Below are 22,565 nucleotides of genomic sequence, written 5' to 3' on the forward strand. Positions count from 1 at the left end.
CGATTTCTCGTTTGTATTATCTGCTATTCGTTACTACCCAATTTTTAGTCAGCGCCCTGTCGGGCAATAAAAAAAAGAGGCCAGTGGCCTCTTTTTTTCTCAGGAAAAAGCGGATAATGCCTTATCCCTGCATATCTTCCAGCTCCCGGCCTTTTGTTTCCTGAACCAGTTTGGTTACAAATACCACCGAGATAAGTGCGCAGATAGCATAGAATCCGTACGCACCGGCCAGGCCAACACCGGCCAGCAGAATAGGGAATGACCAGGTAATAGCAAAGTTGGTTCCCCATTGCACCAGACCACTGACCGCCAGCCCTGAGCCACGAATCTGATTAGGGAACATCTCGCCCAGCATTACCCACATCACTGGTCCCCAGGACATATTGAAAAAGAATACATACGCATTCGCTGCAACCAGTGCAAGGGTGCCATAGTCACCAAGAATTAAGCGTCCCGATGGATCTTGATCGGCATTTACAAACGCATAAACCATCAAACTCAGCGTGATTGTCATCCCCACCGAGCCCCACTTAAGTAGCGGCTTACGACCAATTTTATCAATGACCATCAAAGTAATAATGCAGGCCGCGATACTAATTGCACCGCTGATAACATTGATGAGCAGCGAGTCGGATTCTGAAAAGCCCACTGCCTGCCACAGCACCGCGCCATAGTAGAACACCACATTGATACCAACCAGCTGCTGAAACGTCGCCAGTCCAATACCCACCCAGACTATAGGGCGTATTTTGCCGGTCTCTTTTTGTTTTAAATCGGATAACGTAGGCGTGTGATCATTTGCCAGTGAACGTTCAATCTCCGCGACTTTCTTATTGGCTGCAACGCTGCCATAAAGTCGGGTTAATACGGTTCTGGCTTCCTCGTTGCGTTTTTTAACCATTAAAAAGCGCGGGCTTTCGGGGATAAAAAACAGCATGATGAAAAACAAAAATGCAGGAATCAGTTCCATCCAGAACATCCAACGCCAGGCGTTAAAACCCATCCATAATTCGCTGGTAGAACCTGCGGCAGCATCAGCCAGTAAATAGTTACTTAAAAATGCCGCGAACAGGCCGCTGATGATCGCGATTTGCTGAATGGAAGTGAGCATCCCTCTGAAGCGCGCAGGCGCTACTTCGGAAATATAGGCCGGTGCCATAACTGATGCAGCGCCCACAGCCAGTCCGCCAAGGATCCGATACACAATAAACTCACCGGAACCTGTGGCAACGCCTGAACCCCAGGCGCTGATGATAAAAAAGACAGCGGCTGTCATCAGCAGTGAGCGGCGACCGTAACGATCCGCCAGACGGCCGGCGAAAAAGGCCCCTACCGCACACCCTAATAACATGCTCGAAACATTAAATCCTGTCCCTACACTTTCAGAATTAAATGCTTGTTGCAGCCCATCAACAGTGCCGTTGATTACCCCGCTATCAAACCCAAACAGAAAGCCACCTATTGTGGCTACAATACTGATGAAAACAATAAACGCAGTATTATTCATAGATTCATCGGCAGGCGTCACCGCCTGCCCGCTAAGTGTATTTTCCATAACTACTCACCCTTTTTCTTATAAGGTGCGACAGTAACAATACTGCCATCAGGACGATACTCCAGTTCAGTCATCTTCACGCTGCGTAGCCAGGTTTTACCGCCTGATAACGAGCTGTCATGATAAAACAAGTACCACTTACCCTGATATTTGGCGATGGAGTGATGATTAGTCCATCCTTCTACAGGTTCTAAAATGACGCCCTGATAGGTAAAGGGTCCGTAAGGATTATCGCCGGTGGCATAAACGATCTTATGCGTGTCACCGGTTGAATAGGAAAAATAATATTTACCGTCATATTTGTGTACCCAGGCAGCTTCAAAGAAACGACGGTCGTTATCACCGGCGGTGATCAGCTCACCGTTTTCATCCAAAATATCAATCTCGCGAAGCGGCTCGGCATACGACAACATGTCATCACTTAGCTTAGCGATACGCGGCTTGACGGCGGCTTCATCATCCGCCGGGTATTCATCTTTGGGATTATACTCTTCGGTTTGATAACGCTGTAACTGTCCGCCCCAGATGCCGCCTAAATACATATAATATTCGCCGTCATCGTCTTTGAACACGGCCGGATCAATACTGTAGCTATTGGCCATTGGCTCAGGCTGTGGTTCAAACGGACCGGCCGGATTATCGCTGGTCGCTACGCCAATTCTGAATACGTCCTGTTTATCTTTGAGCGGGAAGTATAAGTAATATGTTCCGTCCTTTTCAGCCGCATCCGGGGCCCAAAGCTGACGTCCAGCCCAGGGAATATCGTCAACAGACAACGCCACACCATGATCTGTGACCTCGCCGCCTACTTCATCCATCGACAGAATATGATAATCACGCATATCAAAATGATCGCCATTGTCATTTTGCGGAATACCTGACTCCACGTCGTGTGAAGGATAAATATAAAGTTTGCCTTCAAATACGTGCGCTGACGGATCGGCTGTATAGATATCGGTAACAAGCGGCTCTGCATAGCCCGCCGATTTGTCATCCTGACTACTGTTAGCAGTTTCCATCGATGTTTGCGTCGTTTCAGACTGCTGTGTCTGCGCTGGTGTCTGGGATTCAGCAGATTGCGTAGACTGCTCAGATTCTGATGAGGGCTGGCAGGCACAGAGAATAACGGCAGAAACGGCCAGTGAAAGTGTTTTCACTTTAAAAGATCCTAATGCCACAACGTTCTCCTTTAGTTTATGTAATCGCAAGTTAACTGGCATTTTGCAGTGAAGCGGCACGTTCAGCAATGTTAAAACATTGCAAAACAAGATAACGCTAACGGCCTGTGTAATTACATAAAATTTACATCCCTGTCTAGCTTCTCAGTTGCCATTGTGTAGTGTACACCACGGCGCTGTAAACGGTGGTTAGGTCAGTCCCACGCAGGCTGGTTTCAACCTTCTGGTACTGATCACTATTGCTTTGAGCACCATACCGGTATTCCTGGCGATAGTGATGTCCATCAGGCGCATTAGGCAAGACTAACCAATACAGGTAAGTCTGTCAGCCTTCAGTTCACGGCGTAGCCTTTCTGGCATGCAGGCCGATAAGCGCGCCCACAAAACCACCAGCGGTCTGGGTACTAACCAATGTCGCCGGTTGCGTATCCCCCATTGGATATTGACCGGTTTTATCAGCAACAAAAAAGTTCAGCGAATCACCGTCCCCGGTTACCCGCAATTCAATATCCCGGGCTTTGCCGCTAAATTGTTTGGTTGCCACACGACTCACAGTGCCTTCCTCTACTTTTTCCAGAAAAACCGTATAGCCTTCTTTTTGCGGCTCCACGCCTATGAAGTAGTGAAAGTGTCGGTTTTGAAATACCACCAAACCGGCAATGGTATTGGCTGATATATCATCGAGCTGGGTGGCGCTGCTAAATACCATGTGCTGCTGTCGCTTTCCTATAAACGCGGATTGCGCCGGGTCGGTCAGCGTTTCGGTAATGGGAGACAAAGTAAGTAAGCTGTCACTTACCTTTAACCAGTTACGTTCAAAGGTGTTTAACGCAAGCCATTGTTGGTCTGGTGTGGTATGGGTAAAATCATCGTGGAATCGGCGACTTTTCTGAGCAAAGGTTTCAGCTTCAGAGGTCACGCCTTTGGGCAACGGCAGTGTGGTGGGTACTGGTTCACCGGCTGGTAAGATGGTCGGCCAGCCGTCTTCCCAGTTAAGCGGTAAAATAAACGTTTCACGGCCGGTGTTGTAATGATTGCCCTGATAAGGCCGGGTGGCAAGAAATACGCTCCACCAGTCCCCCTCCGGAGTCTGAATGAAATCAGCATGGCCGGTTGAAGTGATGTCCAATTCAGGTCGGTCACGCTGCGTCAGAATAGGATTATTCTCAAAAGGCACAAAGGGTTCGCTCAGGCTCTTCGTGCGAAAAACCACCTGAGAGTGATTGACGCTGGTCCCCCCTTCGGCGCAGGTCAGATAATACCAGCCATCTTTATGATAAATGTGCGGCCCTTCAATCCAAACCGGCTTAGTAGAGATATCAACCCCACCGTTGATAAGTAACTGACGTGTGTTGGGCTTTATTTTCAACGTCGCCAGATCCAGTTCCCACATCCACACCGCGCGGTGCCCGTCATATTCCGGCTCTCCGGGCGGCGCATCGTTGTGGGCGATATACGCACGGCCATCATTATCAATAAATAAATCGGGATCAATTCCCCCCACCTCGGGTAACCACACCGGGTCAGACCACGGCCCGGCGGGATCTTTAGCTGTAATAATAAAATTACCGCCGGCATCCACCGCAGTGGTAATAATGTAAAATAAACCATCATGATAACGGATGGTCGGAGCAAAGATGCCCCTTGATGTCCGTAATCCGGAAAAGTCAGCTTGAGAAGCCTTATTCAGGGCATGACCGATCTGCTCCCAGTGAACCAGGTCCTGGCTTTTGAAGATTGGCAGGCCGGGAGTAAAGGCAAACGAGGAGTTGACCAGATAGTACGTATCGTCTTTGCGAGTAATGCTGGGATCAGGATAAAAGCCCGGCAATATTGGATTACTGAAGGTGTTTTCCGGTTGTGCCGGGGTTGAATCGGCGGCCTCATAAGTAAACCAGTCAAACGATGCATCAGCGCTTGCTTGCGCCGCCGGTAGCACCATCATGATTAACGCCAGACTTTTACCAAACGAATTACGCGCCATGTATTCATTCCTGAAATTTAATGTAATCAGGAATGTAACGACATCACTATAGTCAGTTCAAATTTGTCTGATTATGATTTTGCGCTCTGTTATTGCGTTTATTGCTGCACAAAGTAAACATCGTTGCACCGGGTCGATGCAACGACATGCACTGCGTTACTTAGCCGCTCTTACCATATCCAGCTCAATCTCCACGGGTGACGGTTTGCAGGATTCACGATATTCGATGGGCGTCTTCTTGTAATGCTTTTTAAATACCGCATACATGTATTGCAAAGAAGGATAACCACAGATTTTCGCCACCTGCGCGGTGGATTCATCGCTTTCCCGCAGCATTTTGCAGGCTCTTTGCAGCTTCTCATTATGGATCTCGGTATGAATACTGTGCCCGCGTTCGTCCTTAAACCGGTTTTCCAGATTGGAACGCGAGACCCCCACATAATCAAGCACCTGGTCCACTTTGATACCCCGGCAGGCATTTTGCCGGATAAAATGCATTGCCTGCATCACATGAGGATCGGCAATGGCCTTATAGTCAGTAGACTGGCGTTCTGCAACCCGCTCCGGCGGGACCAGAATGGGGCGTTTCGGACTTTTATGACCGTCCAGCATCTTATGCAGAAGTCTGGCCGACTGAAAGCCCATCTCCAGACAACCCTGCTTGACTGAGCTTAAACTGACACGGCTTAAAAACCGGGCAATTTCATCATCATCAATACCAATCACCGACATTCTGTCAGGGATTAACATGCCGATATGATCACAGACCTGAAGCAGATGACGTGCTCTGGCATCGGTCACCGCAACAATCCCGATGGGCGTAGGCAGACTTTTTAACCAGTCTGCCAGTCTTTTAATCGTATATTGCCAGGTTTCAGGCCGGACCGGGTGCCCGCGGTACACATAACACTCATACCCTTCTTTTGCGGTCAGCTCCAGCATGGCATTTTCCCGCTCCTGTGCCCACCGATGATGCTCATCCACCGGCGCGCCGTAAAAGGCAAAACGCTGTATGCCTTTTTGTCGTAAATGCTGAAATGCGGCATTCACCAGTTCAAAGTTATCCGTGGCCACATAGGGCACGTCCGGATAATCCTGTGGGTTCCGGTACGAGCCGCCTACCCCGACCACGGGCACGTTGGCTTTTTGCAGGGCCACCTGTATTTCCGGATTGTCGTAATCAGCGATGATGCCATCGCCACTCCACTCATCCAGATGGTCCAGACGGGCCATAAAATCCTCTTCCAGGTAGAGGTCCCAGTCTACTTTCGATGATTGGAGGTAGTTACCAATACCTTCAATGATCTGCCGGTCATACACCTTGTTGGCGTTGAACAGCATGGTGATACTGTGCTTATTGTCGAACATAAGTGCCCCGCAAAAACGAAATTAAATAAAAATTGTTATGTTATTTTTCAGGCAACTTGATACTAATACAGATAAATTGAATTAACAAAAAAATTACAAAAAATCATAATTGTCCTTTTATGTTTTGATAATCAGGATGAACGCATTCGAAATTATCTCAGCGTAAAGACATGTTCATAGGTATTGATTTAGGCACCTCCGGGGTGAAGGTTATTCTGACGAACACCGACGGAGAGCTTGTGGCCAGTGCCAGCAGCAGCCTTTCCGTCTCCATGCCACACCCAATGTGGTCAGAACAGGATCCGCAGCACTGGTGGGATGCCACCTGCGAGTGTCTTGATACACTCAGTAAAGCACATAATCTGGCAACAGTTTCCGCTATCGGTCTGGCTGGTCAGATGCACGGAGCCACTTTGTTGGGTCGCGGCGGCAATGTGCTGCGACCCGCCATATTGTGGAACGATGGACGCACGGAAAAAGAGTGCGCGGCGATCACCGAGGCCGTGCCTGCAGTGACTGATATCACCGGCAATCTGGTGATGCCCGGCTTCACCGCGCCCAAGTTGCTATGGGTCAAAAAGCATGAGCCTGATGTGTTCTTCCGAATTGATAAAGTACTGCTGCCCAAAGACTATCTGCGTTTTAAGTTAAGTGGTGATTTTGCCAGTGACATGTCAGATTCCGCTGGCACAATCTGGCTGGATGTCGGTAAGCGTGACTGGAGTGACTCCCTACTTGATGCCTGTGGATTAAGCCGACAACACATGCCTGACCTGTATGAAGGCAATCAGGTGACAGGCTCGCTGCTACCTTCTTTGAGCAAGCGTTGGGGAATGAAAGACGTTGCCATTGTCGCGGGTGCCGGTGATAACGCGGCCGGCGCAATTGGTTGCGGTATCATCAATCCCGGCCAGGCCATGCTGTCTTTGGGGACATCCGGTGTGTACTTTGCGGTCACCCGCGAGTTTCGCAGTAACGCCGAGTCAGCTGTACACAGTTTTTGCCATGCGCTGCCTGACCGTTGGCATCTGATGTCAGTGATGTTAAGCGCGGCCAGTTGTCTGCAATGGTATGCGGCCAACGCCGGCTATAAAGATGTTGGCGAACTGACCGCTGATATTGAAAACAATACCGGCGCCGATGATGATGCCACCCCTTACTTTTTACCTTATCTGACCGGTGAGCGTACCCCGCATAACAACCCTGCTGCCAGAGGCATGTTTTTCGGTCTTTCTGCCAGTACCACTCGTGCGCATATGGCCAGAGCGGTTATGGAAGGTGTATCCATGGCCCTGGCTGACGGCATTGATGCAGTACACGGCTGTGGCGTGCAGGCCGACGGTATTAGTCTTATCGGTGGCGGCGTCAGAAGCAGTTATTGGTGCCAGATGCTGGCGAATGTAAGCGGCCTGGCCATGAATTTACGGCAAAGCGGCGACGTCGGTCCGGCACTGGGTGCAGCACGTCTGGCCCATCTGGCAATGAATCCTGAAATAAAACCCTCGTATATCTGTCCGTTTCCCAAGCTGGTGAAAACCTTTGAGCCGGACAATTCACACTTTGATATTTACCTGAAGCGTCGTCAGAAATTCAGGGAACTGTATTTTGCGGTGGAACCGCATTTTTAGGTCAACCAAAAAACACAAAAGTACATCTAATTAACATAATTGTGGTCGAACATGGGCGCATTACCATGGCAAGACACGGTTTCACATACGCCACAAACTCACTAAGGAGTGACTCATGGCAAATTATTTTAACGATATCGCGCCAATTGAATTCGAAGGGCCAGACTCGACTAACCCGCTGGCTTTTAAACACTACAACGCCAAAGAGAAGGTGTTGGGTAAAACCATGGAAGAGCACCTGCGCTTTGCCAGCTGCTACTGGCACAATTTCTGTTGGGACGGCGCTGACGTGTTTGGTGGCCCGACATTTAACCGTCCCTGGCTGCAGTCAGGCGATGCCATGGAGCGGGCAAAACAAAAAGCTGATGTGGCTTTTGATTTCTTTTCTAAGCTAGGCGCGCCATTTTACTGCTTCCATGATGTGGATGTGGCACCAGAAGGTGACACCGTCAAAGATTATGTGAACAATTTTGCGAAGATGACCGACGTGCTGGCTACCAAGCAGGAAGAAACCGGCATGAAGCTGTTGTGGGGCACGGCTAACGTGTTCAGTAATCCACGCTATATGTCTGGTGCGTCTACCAACCCGGACCCGGAAGTTTTCGCCCGCGCCGCTACGCAGGTCTTTCATGCGATGAATGCCACTCATAAACTGGGCGGCGAAAACTACGTATTGTGGGGCGGTCGTGAAGGTTACGAAACGCTGCTTAACACTGATCTGAAGCGCGAGCGCAATAACCTGGGCCGCTTTATGAATATGGTGGTTGAGCATAAGCATAAAATTGGCTTTGACGGCCTGCTGTTACTTGAGCCTAAACCACAGGAACCCACCAAGCACCAGTACGACTATGATACCGCCACGGTATACGGTTTCTTAAAAGAGTTCGGCCTGGAAAAAGAGTTTGCGGTGAACATTGAGGCAAACCATGCCACGCTTTCGGGTCATTCGTTCCACCATGAAATTGCTACGGCATTTGCACTGGGCATTTTTGGTTCCATTGATGCGAACCGTGGCGACCCGCAGCTAGGCTGGGATACCGACCAGTTCCCGAACAGCGTGGAAGAGATGACTCTGATTTGTTATGAAATCCTTAAAAATGGCGGCTACACGTCAGGCGGCTTCAACTTCGACACCAAGTTACGTCGTCAGAGTATCGATCCTGCGGACCTCTTTCATGGTCATATCGGCGGCATGGATACCTGTGCACTGGGCCTGAAAAAGGCAGCGGCCATGATTGAAAACGATTTTATCGACAACGCGAAATCAAAACGCTACCAGGGCTGGGAAACGGACTTTGGCAGCAAAGTGGCCAACGGCGACTACACCCTTGAGTCTCTGGCACAATACACCGAACAGCAAAACCTTGATCCGAAACACGTTTCCGGCCAACAGGAAATGCTGGAAAACATGGTCAATAACACCATCTTCCGTTAATCATCTCCCATCTGGCGTACGGCACTGTCGTACGCCTTTTTTTGTTAAAGGGTTGAAGCATGCGCGTGGCAGCCTTTCTACTGACATTATTTTCCCTGCCGGTTCTAAGCGACACACATTTTCACTCACTGATTTCTGATGGCGCGGTGTTGCAGCGTGATGCGGCAGTACCGGTCATTGTATTTAGTGATCAGACAGGAACACTCTCGCTGGCGCTGGATGGACAACCCATAGGTAACGCCACAATCAAAGATGGTCGCTGGTCACTGTCACTTCCTCAGCAACCGGCCGGCGGGCCGCACACCCTCAGCGTCAGCGGTGACGGGGTGGCGTTGCAGGTGGATGATATCTATTTTGGCGATGTGTATCTGGTCTCCGGTCAGTCCAACATGGAACTGACCATGGATAGAGTGGAGGAAGCGTATCCCCAGGATGTAGCGCTGGCAGACTACCCGCTGATTCGTGAGTTTACTGTTCCTGACACGTTCAGTTTTTCACGCACTCTGGCCGAGCCAGAACCGGCCGACTGGAAAAGCGCTCAATCACAGGATATCGAATCACTGTCTGCTGTGGCATTTTATTTTGCCCGCCATCTGTACCGATACAAAGGGGTGCCCATCGGCATCATCAATGCCTCGCTGGGCGGCTCCCCTATTGAAGCCTGGATGGATCCGGCGCTTTTGGCCGACTACCCCCAACAACTTAAAGAGGCCGCCCCGTTTAAGGAGGAAACCTACATTGAAAAAACAAAACAGCATGACCAGAATGCCGCAGAGATCTGGTACAGTGCGTTAGCCCAAAAAGATACCGGCTTACAAACACCGGCCTGGTATAGTGAGGATACTGATTTTGCCAACTGGCAAACCTTTTCCGTGCCCGGTACACCACCTTTCGCCCGAGAGGGTTACACCGGCAGCTGGTGGGCGAAAAAAACGGTTAAGCTGCCCTTTAGCCCGCAGTCTCCGGTCATCTTAAGACTGGGGCGAATACGGGATGCCGACGAAGTATGGGTAAATGGTGTACTGGTGGGAAATACGACCTATCACTATCCTCCCCGCCGTTACGAAGTGCCACCGCAGGTTATCCGCAAAGGTGACAATGTCATTACCGTGCGCATCACCGGTAACAGCGGCAACACTGAGTTTTTCCCGGATAAGGCCTATTTTATCGGCACAGATAAGCGCCGGGTTTCTCTGGCTGGTGACTGGCAGGCCAAACCGGCGGCAAGCATGCCGGATATTGCGCCTGTGCAAACCTTTATACGCTGGAAACCTACGGGCTTGTACAACGCCATGATCGCGCCGCTCACCCCTTTTCCGCTTTCTGGCGCGATCTGGTATCAGGGTGAATCGAATGCCGATACACCAGACCACTATGCCGACATGCTCACAGCGATGATGGATCACTGGCGAGACCAATGGCAACAGCCTGCCCTGCCATTTTTTATCGTACAACTGGCCAACTATATGACCCCGCAAGTCAGCCCTCAGGAAAGCCAGTGGGCTGAGCTGCGCGCACAGCAGGCCCGGGCTGCGCAACATGACAATGCGTGGCTGGTTACCACCATCGATGCAGGTGAATATAACGATATTCATCCGGTTAATAAACAGATTGTTGGCGAGCGGCTTGCCTTGCAGGCGCGTGCCGCCGTTTATCAGGATAAGGTAAATACTAGCGGACCACAGGTTACCCATGTTGAGTCGCAGGGAAGCAGCGTAGTTATCACACTTGACGACCCACAGGGATTACGAGAAGTGAACGGTCCACACAGCGGTTTCACCCTGGCCGGGGAGGACGGGCGCTTTTACTGGGCAAGCGTGACGCGCAGTGGCAACCAGTTCACCCTGTCTCATCCAAAAGTGAGTGCTCCGCTTACCGTGCGCTATGCCTGGGCAGACAACCCGGTTTATAGCATCACTGACGCACAGGGGTGGCCACTGGCCCCTTTTGAATATGAATTGAATAGCAACCGCCAGGAAGCATCCAACCGATGAATAAAAAGCGCATTTATCTGATTCTGATCGGGCTGCTGGTGCTTACCGCACTCATTGCCATATTTTTTGCCCCTCTGTTTAAAACGCCAACGTCTTCGGACAGCGTATTTATCAACCAATGGGGCTTTCTGCCACACCAGAACAAGCTGGCCGTTTTATCATCAGACACGGTGCGCTCGTTTACCGTGACCGACCTGAAAACCAATCAGGCCGTGATGAAAAGTAAGACCGAGCTTAGCGGCACCTGGCAGGAAGCCGGTAAAGCAGTAGCGCTGGCTGATATTTCCGGCATTACGTCACCGGGAGAATACCGCCTGTCTGTAGAAGGCGCCAGCCCGCGAATCTTTGCTGTGCGACCGGATAACTATGCCACCATCCACGATGCGGCCATCAAAGCCTTTTACTTTGCCCGGGCAGGGGTAGCGCTGGATCCGGCCTTCGCAGGTAAATGGCATCGCCCTGCGGGGCATCCGGACACCGCCGTCGGGGTTCTTGATTCACCCGACCTGCCTGCATCGCCCCGGCAAAAGGGCTGGTATGATGCCGGCGATTATAATAAATACGTGGTCAACTCGGGTATCTCCACCTACACATTACTGCGAGCTTATCTGGATCATCCTGACTTTTACAATACACGGTACTGGAACATTCCCGAGTCAGTGAATGAGCGCGCAGACATTCTGGATGAAATCCTGTGGAATCTGGAATGGCTTGTCACCATGCAGGCTGACGACGGTGGCGTCTACCACAAACTCACGACTCTGGATTTTGCCGGTCCCGTTATGCCGCACGAGGCTACCCAACCCCGGTACGCTACGGCTAAAAGCACGGCAGCAACGCTGAACTTCGCAGCGGTCATGTCGGTGGCTGCCCGAGTATTTGAAGACAAGCGCGAGATGTATCTGGATGCCGCCAGACAGGCGCTGGAATGGGCCAGGCAACACCCGCAGCGCTTCTATAGAAACGAGCAAAATGTGCATACCGGAGAATATGGAGATACGCGTCTTGAAGATGAGTTTCGCTGGGCTCGCATTGAATATGCAATAAGCACCAGCAATTCTGAAGCGTTGCGGGCGCAGGTGCAGACGCTGCCTGCGGTGACGACCCCATCCTGGGCCAGTGTGGAAAGCCTCGGCTACCTGTCGGTACTCAATGATGCATCAGCTCTGCTTGCTTCATCCAGTTACCGGAAGGTCAAAACCGCCCTGTTTGATTACGCCAACCGTCAGGTCGATATCATGAAAGATCATGCCCTGCGGGTGCCGGCAGTGACCAGTGACTTTGTGTGGGGCAGTAATGCTGTGATGATGAATAAAGCAATGTTGCTGGAAGCTGCCTATGCGTTGGACAAGACGCCATACTACCGTGACGCCTCGCTGGCATTGGTGGATTATATCAGCGGGCGAAATCTTACCGGCTTTAGTTTTGTTAGCGGTTTTGGCAGCCGCTCTCCGCGTTTTATACATCACCGCCCGTCACAGGCAGACAACGTCGCAGACCCGGTGCCTGGCTGGCTGGTGGGTGGCCCACAAAACGGTCATCAGGATCAGTGCAAGTACCCGTCTGATCTGCCTGCGATGTCTTATCTGGATGCCTGGTGCAGTTACTCTACCAATGAAGTGGCCATTAACTGGAATGCGCCTCTGGTGTACGTGCTTGCCAGTATCAGCGCCACGTCGGATCCAGCGCCATAAGCTAGTTTCCACCCCTGCTCGGGAACGATATCCGTTAAAGTTCCCGGTTGCAGGATTTATCGACACTGTATTGTGAAAAAAGATAATAGCTTGCCTTCACCATCTTATTACCATTCATTAACAGTTCGTTTACTCTGTGTCGCGCAGTTTCCACATGAAATGGAGCACCTGACAACACACAGGCAGTAGTGAACAAGTTTAAGGGAAACGATTGGGGAATCACATGAAACGAAATATTCCATTTAAAAAGTCACTCCTGACACGGAGCCTTTCTGTTTTACTTGGTACCAGCGTCATGATGCCGGCATTAGCCCAGCAGAATGATGGCACCACAGAAGATGGCGATGCCGTTGAGGTCATTGAGGTCACAGGTCTTAAATCCAGTTTGACAGAGGCGCAGTCTATCAAGCGGAATTCTGTGGGTGTTGTGGATGCGATATCCGCTGAAGACATTGGTAAGTTCCCGGATACCAACCTCGCCGAATCATTGCAGCGTATTACCGGTGTATCCATCAGCCGAACCAACGGTGAAGGTAACGAAGTTACTGTGCGTGGTTTTGGCGGTGACAACAACATGATCACGCTCAATGGCCGAATGATGCCTGCCGCGCAGACTTATGGTGGCGGTAGCGGTGCCGATGGTACAACTCGCGGCGGCGGTACCCGGGCATTCTCATTTGCTAACCTGGCATCAGAGGGTGTCAGAGCGGTTGAGGTTTACAAGACCAGTAAAGCCGATATCGCCACGGGCGGTATTGGTGCCACCATCAACATTTTAACCGCGCGCCCGCTAAACAACCCCGGCTTTACTGCTTCAGTGGCTGCCAAAGCGGTACACGATACGACAAATCGCGTAGGCGACGATGTTACCCCTGAAGTGTCCGGTATCGTTAACTGGACAGATGATGATGCCAAATTTGGTGTGAATGTCACTGCCATTATTCAGCAGCGTGACTCAGGTTACGTTGGTGCCACCGTTAACGACTGGAATATCGGTGAGTGGGGCGACCCTAACGATCCTGATACGCTGTTTAACAACGCTGACATGTCGGTCTATCAGAACGCGCCGGATGTGGGTCAGCTTTATGCCCGTCCTAACGATTTGCGCTATGCCTTTTCAGATCGTCAGCGTGAGCGTAAAAATGCGCAAATCACATTGCAATACGCGCCAGCAGACAATATGACCGCGACGCTGGATTATCTGTTCGCAGAAAACGAAGTTAACGAGCACCGTGGTGAAATTACAAACTGGGTGCAAAACGGCACCAACATTACACAGGTTGAGTTTGATGATGGCCCGGTGGCCACGCCTATCTACATTGCAGAGAACTACAATGGCACCGTGGATGAAGGTTTTGAACAGCAATACCGTGAACAAACAAACACACTGAATTCGCTGGGTTTGAATTTTGAATATTTCTACAGCGATTCATTAAAGCTGAATTTTGATGTTCACAATTCTGAAATGGAAAGTTTGCCAAGTGGTCCAAGTGACAACCTGGCATCCGGTGAAATCGCTGTTGGCCTGGGTGCGCCGATTGTGGCATCTCGCGAATGGTGGTTTGGTCGTGAGCTACCTTCGTATCGCAACGTTTACGATGATTCCGAGCGCGGCAATAATAATGGTGTACTGGATGCCGGCGACGTAGGCTCTTCAATCCTGCGTCTGCGTCACGCCTCACAGGTCACCGAAATTACTCAGTTTAAATTTGATGGTACTTATTATCTGGATAACGGTGAATTCCAGTTTGGGGTGGAAAGCCGCGCCATGGAAATGAATGCCCGCCAGACAGCTGGTGACAACATGACACTGGGTAACTGGGGTATTGCTAACCCGGGTGAATTCTCAGAAGGCTTGCTGGAACAGATTGATGTGGGTGGTGAGTTTGACGACTTCAACCCCGGCGAAAGTCAGGGTATTGGCTTTACCGGCGATACCGTTGCGCTGGCCCGGGAAGGTATTGCACTTTATCCGTCAGATGCCAACTACTTTGGGGTCAGTAACGTATTTTCTACCAATGATACGGTAGAAGAAGACACTATGGCTGCGTACTTCCAGGTGCATGTACAGGCAGACTGGAACGACATGCCAATCAATGTTCTGGCTGGCGTTCGCTACGAAACCACCGATGTGGATTCTACCTCTCTGGTGACACCGCCCAGCTATTTGGTTTGGGAAAACAACAACGATTTTAGTGTTTTCACAAACCCTGAAACCACCGCACAACCACTTTCAGTGAAGGCTGATTACGATAACCTGCTGCCCAGCTTAGACTTTGACATTATGCTTACCGATGATGTGAAAGGGCGTTTTTCATACAGTAAAACCATCGCCCGGGCAGGCTATGGCGACTTGCGGGTATCACCAAGTAACTTTGGTCTGACCGGCTCCACCCTAAACGGTGCCCGTGCAACGGCGAGTTCCTCAAACCCCGCGCTGTTGCCGCTTGAATCAGACAACCTGGATATTTCGTTTGAGTGGTACTACGACGAAACCAGTTATGCGTCGGTCGGCTTCTTCGAAAAACGGGTATCTAACTTTATCGGCACCGGCCAGGAAGATCGCACCTACTTCGGTATTCAGGACCAGACATCAGGCCCACGCGCTATTGCAGCAGCCAATGCACTTCGCGATCGAGGTTTTGCGGTCGATGATACGTCACTGTTTGCCATGATGGTACTGCTGGAACAACCGCAGGCATATCCTAACGGCGCAGATGACTACACCGGTTCGGCGGAACAGATTCTTGAGCTTGGTGAAACTCCCGGATGGGATTTGATTCCTGAAGAAGGCGATCCGGACCTGGTGTTCCGTACGTCCTACCCGCAAAACAATCGGGAAGCCAAACTGTACGGTGGCGAGTTCGCGGTGCAACACTTCTTCGGTGAAACCGGTTTTGGGGTGCAGGCTAACTACACCATCGTACGCGGTGACATTGGTTTTGATAACGAAGGTAACCCGAATGTATCGCAGTTTGCCCTGACCGGCTTAAGTGATACCGCCAACCTGGTTCTGCTTTATGAAAACTATGGCTGGACCGCGCGGGTAGCGTGGAACTGGCGCGAGAAATACCTGAACCGGGCAAACTACAAGGGCTCTAACAACCCGGCTTATATTGAAGACTATTATCAGATAGACGCAAACGTAAGCTACGAGGTGAATGAGCACCTGTCAGTGTTTGTTGAAGGTATCAATATCACCGGTGAAAACAGCCGGGAGCATGGTCGTACACCTAATCAGCTCTGGTACCTGGAAGACTTGGGTGCACGATATAATCTTGGCGCACGATATACATTTTAAGTTGTTGAAATAGTGTATTAAAACGCAAGGCCACTTCGGTGGCCTTTGTGCGTTGTGCGCTCGCCCAAAAGCCCAAATACGCAGGTGATACCCGCTGCAGAATGTGATTAGATAGTATTCACTCCCGCACAAAGTAAATCCTGATAAAAGGTAAAAGGTGGGCAGCGCGGGGCGCAGGTTTTAAAAAGGCAGAAATATGAATAATAACTACACCCTTCTGGATAATGTCACCCACAAAGATATACGGGTGATCAATCAGTACCGGGCCGAATTTGGCGATAACGTGACGTCTGTACCGGTTTTTGCCACTGAACTGGCAGACATCATGAAGCATTATCCGGTGCTGTTTTACCCGGATAAGGACACCAATAGCTTTACGATGACAGCACTGTTGGGGCTGGAACGTAACGAAAACCTCTTTTTAAACGAAACACTGCCCAACACTTATGAAAGTCTTCGTTCGCACAATGGCTGGGCGACAGATTATGTGCCTGCGGTCATCGCGCGCGGCCCTTTTGCCATTGGTCTGCATGGTGATGGTGAGGAAGTGATGGTGCATATCGATACCACCAGCCCACGGGTAAGCGAACAAAACGGGACTCCCTTATTTTTGCCCAAAGGCGGCAATTCTGATTATCTGAACCGTATTGCGTCTGTGCTACACGTTATTCATCAGGGCATGCAGGCGACCAAAGCCATGGTCAGCGCCTGGCATTCGCTGGACTTGCTCGAGCCGTTAAATATCGATATTGAGCTTGCCGATGGCTCCCCGCTGAAAGTAAGTGGTTACTACGCAATCAGTCAGGAGAAGGTTGCCGCCTTAAGCGCAGATGACTTGCATACCCTGCATCAAAAGGGGTTTCTGCAGGGCTTGTTTCTGGCCTTATCATCCCTGGGTAATATTCAGACACTGGTGGATTTGAAAAATATCCGCCTACAGTATGAGCAGCGCGCCAATGCCTGAAGCGGTACATGCTATCAGCCAGCGCGTAAAGGAAGTCGCCGCCGGTGATGCCCCGCCTTTGTCTGAACTCACTGAGCAGGCCTCACCGCTCATCCTGCGCGGCATTGCCAGTCACTGGCCACTTTTGAGCCACGCTAAACGTGCCCCCGCCGAGGCGGTGGATTATTTGTCCGGGTTTTATAACGGGCGTCCCTCCATGGTGTATCGGGCATCCTCGGCGATCAAAGGCCGGTATTTTTATGAGCAGGATGCGGCATCTCTCAATTATGAAAGCGTGCGACAAAATGTCAGTGACTTTCTGGATGAGCTGCTTACCCGACCACAGGACAAATCGTTATATATGGCCTCTGCGCCGGTGGATACGTACTTTCCGGGCCTTAAACCTGATTTGCAGTTCAGCCAGACGCCACAACTTATCCCCACCGGCAGTGACGAGCCGCTGGTAAGCATCTGGGTAGGTAACCAGTCTCTGGCGTCCTGCCACTTTGACTGTAACGAAAATATCGCCTGCTGCGTGGCAGGTAAACGTCGCGTGGTAGTGTTTCCCCCTGAGCAGGTTGAAAATCTGTATCCGGGACCAGTGGAAAAAACACCCGGTGGCCAGATGATCAGCATGGTAGATTTTCACGCCCCTGACTATGCACGTTTTCCGCGATTCAAAGAGGCCATCGGGCATGCGCAGGTTGCCGAACTGGGTCCTGGCGATGGTATTTTTATTCCCAGCATGTGGTGGCATCAGGTAGAGGGGTTAAGCGACTTCAATATTCTGGTCAACTTCTGGTGGAGCGAGGCCGCTGCCTTTCTTGGCCACGGGATGCCGGCCCTGTTTCATGCCATGTTAGCCATACGTGATCGGCCTGAGCGCGAAAAAGCCGCTTTTAAAGCATTATTCGACTACTACGTATTTGGGAACAGCGATAATGCATCGGTGCATATTCCTGAAGCGGGTCAGGGGGTGCTTGCCGAATTAGACGAACTCCAGGCCCGGCGCTTGCGGGCCATCATCATTAATCAACTCAACAAGTAGTAAGATTATGACAACAACGCCGAAGAAAATTGTGATTGCCGGTGGCGGCACCGCCGGTTGGATAGCCGCGGCCGCGCTGGCGCGTAAAATGGGGCCGCTGGTGGATGTCAGGCTGATTGAGTCAGAAACTATCGGCACTATCGGTGTCGGTGAAGCGACGATCCCGCCTTTGCGGACCTTTCACAAGCTGTTGCAGATTGACGAACAGGCGTTCATGCGCGCGACCTCTGCCACGTTCAAGCTGGGAATCCAGTTTGAAAACTGGGGGCATGTTGGTGAACGCTATATCCACTCTTTTGGCGTGACCGGTCAGCAAAGCTGGCTGGCGGAATTTGTTCACTTTTTCTTAAGCGCCAAAGAAAAGGGTCTGGAAGGTAAATACGGCGATTACTGTTTTGAACTTGAAGCGGCCCGCCAGCATAAATTCGCAACCTCGCCACAAAGTAATATTCAGTATGCGTATCATCTTGATGCCGGCGACTATGTCAGCTTTCTAAAGCGGTTTTGCAGTGCGCTGAATGTTACCCGCACTGAAGGTGTTATCAGCAGTGTTTCCCAACATGATAATGGCGACATCCGCGCCCTGCACCTTGAAAGCGGCGAGGTGGTGGATGGTGACTTTTTCATTGATTGCACCGGCTTTAAAGGCTTACTGATTGAAGAAACGTTAGAAACCGGTTTTGAGGACTGGTCGCACTGGCTACTGTGCGACAGCGCCTGCGCCGTGCAAACTGAAAGCACTCAGCCCGCCCCGCCCTTCACGCGCGCCGCGGCCCATCACGCCGGCTGGCAGTGGGAGATCCCTCTACAACACCGGGTGGGCAATGGTTTGGTGTACGCCAGTAAATTTATGAGCGACGACGAAGCGCGTGACACCCTGTTAAAGAACGTTAAAGGTGAACCGCTTACTGCCCCTAAAACATTGCGCTTTAAAACCGGAAGACGAAAAAAAGCCTGGCATCGTAACTGCCTTGCTCTGGGCTTAGCCAGTGGGTTTGTGGAGCCGCTGGAGTCTACAAGCATTCACCTGGTCATGATGGGCATTACACGCTTTATGCAGCTGTTTCCCCATAGCGGTCACGACCCGGCGCTGATAGACGAATATAACAGCCAGACCCAGGCCGAGCTCGAGCGAATCCGCGACTTCATCATTCTGCATTATCATGTGACCGAACGCGACGACAGCCCGTTTTGGCAGCATTGTAAAGACATGCAAGTGCCCGACTCACTGGCTAGTCGTATTACCCTTTTCAAAGAGCAGGCTCACGCCTTTCAAAAACAAAACGAGCTGTTTCGTGTGGACTCCTGGACCCAGGTGATGCTGGGTCAGGGTATCACCCCAACCCATTATCATCCGGCTGCGACCATGCTCTTGGAAGACCAGCTTAAAAACTCACTACGACAGCAGCGCGAACGGGTACTTGCTGCAGTCAAAGCGCTGCCAGAACACGCTGATTTTGTGAAAGGGTATTGTCAAACAAGTAAATAAGGCGCTAAAAAAAGGGCTTAGTCAGCCCTTTTTTCAAAGATGTTACTGAGAGGAGTCTGAGAGTTTTTGTAAATTACTGTTGATTTTAAATAGCACTATTAACAGTTCACACCAAACTCTTGCGCCCAATGCGCCACCCGCCACGATAAGCAAACCGCCAATGAAAGAGCCAAACGTCATCCCACTATACCCGCCAAACATAAAAGATAAACCTGACACAACTGCCGATACAAGAAGCAACCAATAAATAAACGTTATGATTTTGGGCGTGATCATCGAGTCGAAGAAAAATAAGTTTTTCATAAATTATTCCTTTAATTAATGCTGCAAAATTACCTTAATCAGACTCGCAGCGAATAAGTCTCACAAATTAAGGGGGTTGTAATCTCCTGTCCTGCACACGGCATAAAGATGAGCTTCTGACACAAAGCCAGGTAAGCAATTATTCAGCGGCACGCCTGCAGAGAGCGCCATATATAACAGGGACTTATATAGTCGTGCACACAATATTGCGTATAGGTAGGCATAACCAGGTGCACAAGAGCATACCTTAAAAGGGGCGCACAAAATGTGTGTAAATATTGGTTTTATTAAACCGTGTTTGAAGCCCTCAAAATAAATCAGGCTAATCTCTAACGGTTACTTTTTAGAAACAAATAAAGGCACGGAGGCTATTGACCTTTGTGCCTAAAATATTGCGTTATAAATCTTGATGAGGACCAAATAACTCATAGTGAATGCGGTCATTATCAACCCCAACGTTTACGAGCTGCTGTTTGACAGAAAGCATAAATGGTACTGGCCCGCAAACGTAGAATTCGCCGCTGTTGAACGGAAGCTGGTCATGGATAACTTCAATTTGCAGGGTGCCTTCAAACTCCCCGTCGTTGAGTCTTGGGGCGTTTTCGTACCAGGTATACACCTGCATCTCCAATACACTTTTCAGGCTTTCGACATGATGTTTGAAAGAGTGTTGCGCAGGGACTTTACACGCATGAAGATAGCTAACCGGATAACGATATTGCTGCTGTGCCAGCGTGTCTAACATTGCCTGCATGGGAGTCAGTCCAACACCGGCCGAGATAAGCACGACCGGCGATGCTGATTGCTTCAGATAAAAGTCCCCGGCGGGCGGCATCAGCTCAACGATATCACCTACACTTAGGTGATTGTGAAGATAATTCGACAGCACACCAGCTGTACTATCGTCACCTTCTCGTTTAACACTTATCCGGTACGTATTTCCATTGGGTGCTGTTGAAAGCGAATACTGACGAATTTCCTCATACTGACTGCCTTCAGGGTGTACTTTAATGCCAATATATTGCCCTGGCTGAAAATCAATGACTTTTTTGCCATCTACTGGCTCAAACACAAAGCTGGTGACAAGATCGGACTCAGGCGATTTCGCTGCAATCCGGAATTCCCTGAATCCTTCCCAGCCGCCTTCTGCTGCCGCGCGCTGTTGGTAAAGATCGCCTTCTATCTTAATAAAAATACCTGCCAGCTGACCATAAGCTGCTACCCACGCCTCTTCAACCGCGGGAGTAAAATCATCAGATGCGAGCTCTCGCAATGTCTCAATCAGATGGTGACCGACGATTTCATATTGCTCAGGCTGGATATTAAAGCTGGTATGTTTGTGGGCAATGCGCATCACCGCATCTTCTAATACATCCAGATCATCAATGTATGTGGCATAGGCCGCTATCGCGTCAAAAAGTGCTGCTGGCTGACGGCCGGTTTTTTGATGGGTCATGTTAAACACATTTTTAAGCTCGGGATTATGTGTAAACATGCGCTCATAAAAATATGTGGTGAGAGCGGTTCCTGCGTTGGCAAGTAATGGAATAGTCGCTTTTACGGTCTGAATATGAGTCTTTGATAACATTATGGTGCTCTTTGGTTGGAAAATAAATATTGCTTTGTTAAAGCAATTGCCAAACGCGTGCCATAAAAATAACCATTAAGAAACAAGAATTTAAAAAAAATATGAACTGTATAGTGTCAAAATGACACATGCAAAAAATGTCATTTGATTTCTTTTGTGTCAAAATGACACGCCAATTTGGCGGTGCAGAAAAAATGAATAGAATATCCAGCCACGCTTTAATCAACTTTGTATTGGATTTATCAGGTGCGGTCACCAAAGAAAATTCTTTTGAAAAATTAATTGCCGCAATTTGTGCAACTATCAATTGTGACGCGGTTGCGCTGTTACTTCATGAACAGGGTACGCTAATCCCCGTGGCGCAGCGCGGAATCAGCCCAGATGTCATGGGGCGCCGTTTTTTGATTCATCAACACCCCCGCCTGAAGGTCATCTGTGGGGAACATAAAGCGGTTCGTTTTACCGCCGACTGCACTCTGCCCGACCCTTACGATGGTATGATTTGTAACCACGATACCTTCACCGTACATTCCTGTATGGGTATCCCACTATACAAAGACAGTCAGCTTTTGGGCGTACTAACACTCGATAGTGTGGCACCGAATCAATTTGATTTACTGGATAACACAACCCTGGATCCTGTTGCAGCACTCGCCTCAGGTTTTTTAGCAACATGTTTGACCATTAAGCAACTGCAAAGTAAAAGCAATCAGGCGCAACATATTCTGCAAGCCATTAGCGAGCATACATCGGATGAGCACAACAGTGCTGAAATGATAGGTACCAGCAACGTAATAAAATCCTTGAAAAAGTCTATCCGACTGGCCGCCTCCTCTGAGCTCACCGTTCTGATAGAAGGTGAAAGCGGGGTGGGTAAAGAGTTAGTTGCCCGCGCTTTGCACCAGCAATCAAACCGAAAAAGCAAGCCACTGGTGTATGTCAACTGTGCTGCCATTGCGCGCCACCTGATTGAAAGTGAACTATTTGGCCATGTTAAAGGGGCGTTTACGAATGCGGATAAGGATCGCCAGGGCAAATTTCTGTTAGCAGACGGCGG

Annotated in this window: 15 protein-coding genes; 9 read left to right on the forward strand and 6 right to left on the reverse strand. The window is 50.1% G+C overall.

The annotated features are described in order from the left end of the window. Window positions 1-121: 121 nt before the first annotated feature. The 4 genes from HHX48_RS17235 to HHX48_RS17250 all read right to left on the reverse strand — a co-directional run bounded on the left by HHX48_RS17235 (window position 122) and on the right by HHX48_RS17250 (window position 6,085). Window positions 122-1,555, reverse strand: coding sequence for a sugar porter family MFS transporter (locus tag HHX48_RS17235; RefSeq protein ID WP_263406978.1), 1,434 nt, complete (start codon window positions 1,553-1,555; stop codon window positions 122-124). 2 nt (window positions 1,556-1,557) lie between these two features. Beyond that, a complete protein-coding gene (locus HHX48_RS17240) occupies window positions 1,558-2,574 on the reverse strand; it encodes a glycoside hydrolase family 43 protein (RefSeq protein ID WP_223858521.1) in 1,017 nt (338 codons plus the stop codon). A 496-nt stretch (window positions 2,575-3,070) separates the two neighbouring features. Then, window positions 3,071-4,717 (reverse strand): glycoside hydrolase family 43 protein, encoded by a 1,647-nt coding sequence (locus HHX48_RS17245; protein WP_191026577.1) that lies wholly within the window; start codon window positions 4,715-4,717, stop codon window positions 3,071-3,073. A gap of 156 nt (window positions 4,718-4,873) precedes the next feature. Further along, window positions 4,874-6,085 (reverse strand): XylR family transcriptional regulator, encoded by a 1,212-nt coding sequence (locus HHX48_RS17250; RefSeq protein WP_191026578.1) that lies wholly within the window; start codon window positions 6,083-6,085, stop codon window positions 4,874-4,876. Between the two features lie 170 nt (window positions 6,086-6,255). Here HHX48_RS17250 and xylB point away from each other — a divergent pair, with 170 nt between their 5' ends. From xylB to HHX48_RS17290, 8 genes are all read left to right on the forward strand, one after another. Beyond that, on the forward strand, window positions 6,256-7,713 hold the full coding sequence (gene xylB / locus HHX48_RS17255) for a xylulokinase (protein WP_191026579.1): 1,458 nt from the start codon (window positions 6,256-6,258) through the stop codon (window positions 7,711-7,713). 115 nt (window positions 7,714-7,828) lie between these two features. Then, window positions 7,829-9,148 (forward strand): xylose isomerase, encoded by a 1,320-nt coding sequence (gene xylA / locus HHX48_RS17260; RefSeq protein WP_191026580.1) that lies wholly within the window; start codon window positions 7,829-7,831, stop codon window positions 9,146-9,148. 65 nt (window positions 9,149-9,213) lie between these two features. Continuing rightward, entirely contained in the window at window positions 9,214-11,142 is a 1,929-nt protein-coding gene (locus tag HHX48_RS17265; protein ID WP_191026581.1) for a sialate O-acetylesterase, read from the forward strand. Next, window positions 11,139-12,836 (forward strand): glycoside hydrolase family 9 protein, encoded by a 1,698-nt coding sequence (locus HHX48_RS17270; RefSeq protein ID WP_191026582.1) that lies wholly within the window; start codon window positions 11,139-11,141, stop codon window positions 12,834-12,836. Before HHX48_RS17265 ends, HHX48_RS17270 begins: the two co-directional genes overlap by 4 nt. A gap of 223 nt (window positions 12,837-13,059) precedes the next feature. Beyond that, a complete protein-coding gene (locus HHX48_RS17275) occupies window positions 13,060-16,137 on the forward strand; it encodes a TonB-dependent receptor (protein WP_191026583.1) in 3,078 nt (1,025 codons plus the stop codon). A 196-nt stretch (window positions 16,138-16,333) separates the two neighbouring features. Continuing rightward, complete coding sequence (locus HHX48_RS17280; protein WP_191026584.1) at window positions 16,334-17,101, forward strand: SapC family protein; 768 nt, start codon at window positions 16,334-16,336, stop codon at window positions 17,099-17,101. Then, window positions 17,094-18,128: a cupin-like domain-containing protein gene (locus HHX48_RS17285; RefSeq protein WP_191026585.1), complete on the forward strand. Its 1,035-nt coding sequence runs from the start codon at window positions 17,094-17,096 to the stop codon at window positions 18,126-18,128. Before HHX48_RS17280 ends, HHX48_RS17285 begins: the two co-directional genes overlap by 8 nt. A gap of 7 nt (window positions 18,129-18,135) precedes the next feature. Continuing rightward, window positions 18,136-19,617, forward strand: coding sequence for a tryptophan halogenase family protein (locus HHX48_RS17290; RefSeq protein ID WP_191026586.1), 1,482 nt, complete (start codon window positions 18,136-18,138; stop codon window positions 19,615-19,617). 42 nt (window positions 19,618-19,659) lie between these two features. On the opposite strand, the gene HHX48_RS17295 is transcribed toward HHX48_RS17290, so the two are convergent. Next, complete coding sequence (locus HHX48_RS17295; RefSeq protein ID WP_191026587.1) at window positions 19,660-19,920, reverse strand: DUF4282 domain-containing protein; 261 nt, start codon at window positions 19,918-19,920, stop codon at window positions 19,660-19,662. Between the two features lie 397 nt (window positions 19,921-20,317). Further along, the gene (gene hmpA / locus HHX48_RS17300; RefSeq protein WP_191026588.1) at window positions 20,318-21,508 is read right to left on the reverse strand and encodes an NO-inducible flavohemoprotein; all 1,191 of its coding nucleotides are present in this window, start codon (window positions 21,506-21,508) and stop codon (window positions 20,318-20,320) included. Window positions 21,509-21,702: 194 nt separating this feature from the next. On the opposite strand from hmpA, the gene HHX48_RS19100 reads away from it, so the two are divergent. Further along, window positions 21,703-22,565 (forward strand): sigma 54-interacting transcriptional regulator (locus HHX48_RS19100; protein ID WP_191026589.1); only part of this gene is annotated, 863 nt, incomplete at its 3' end.

This window comes from Salinimonas profundi, assembly GCF_014750655.1.
Lineage (GTDB): Bacteria > Pseudomonadota > Gammaproteobacteria > Enterobacterales > Alteromonadaceae > Alteromonas > Alteromonas profundi_A.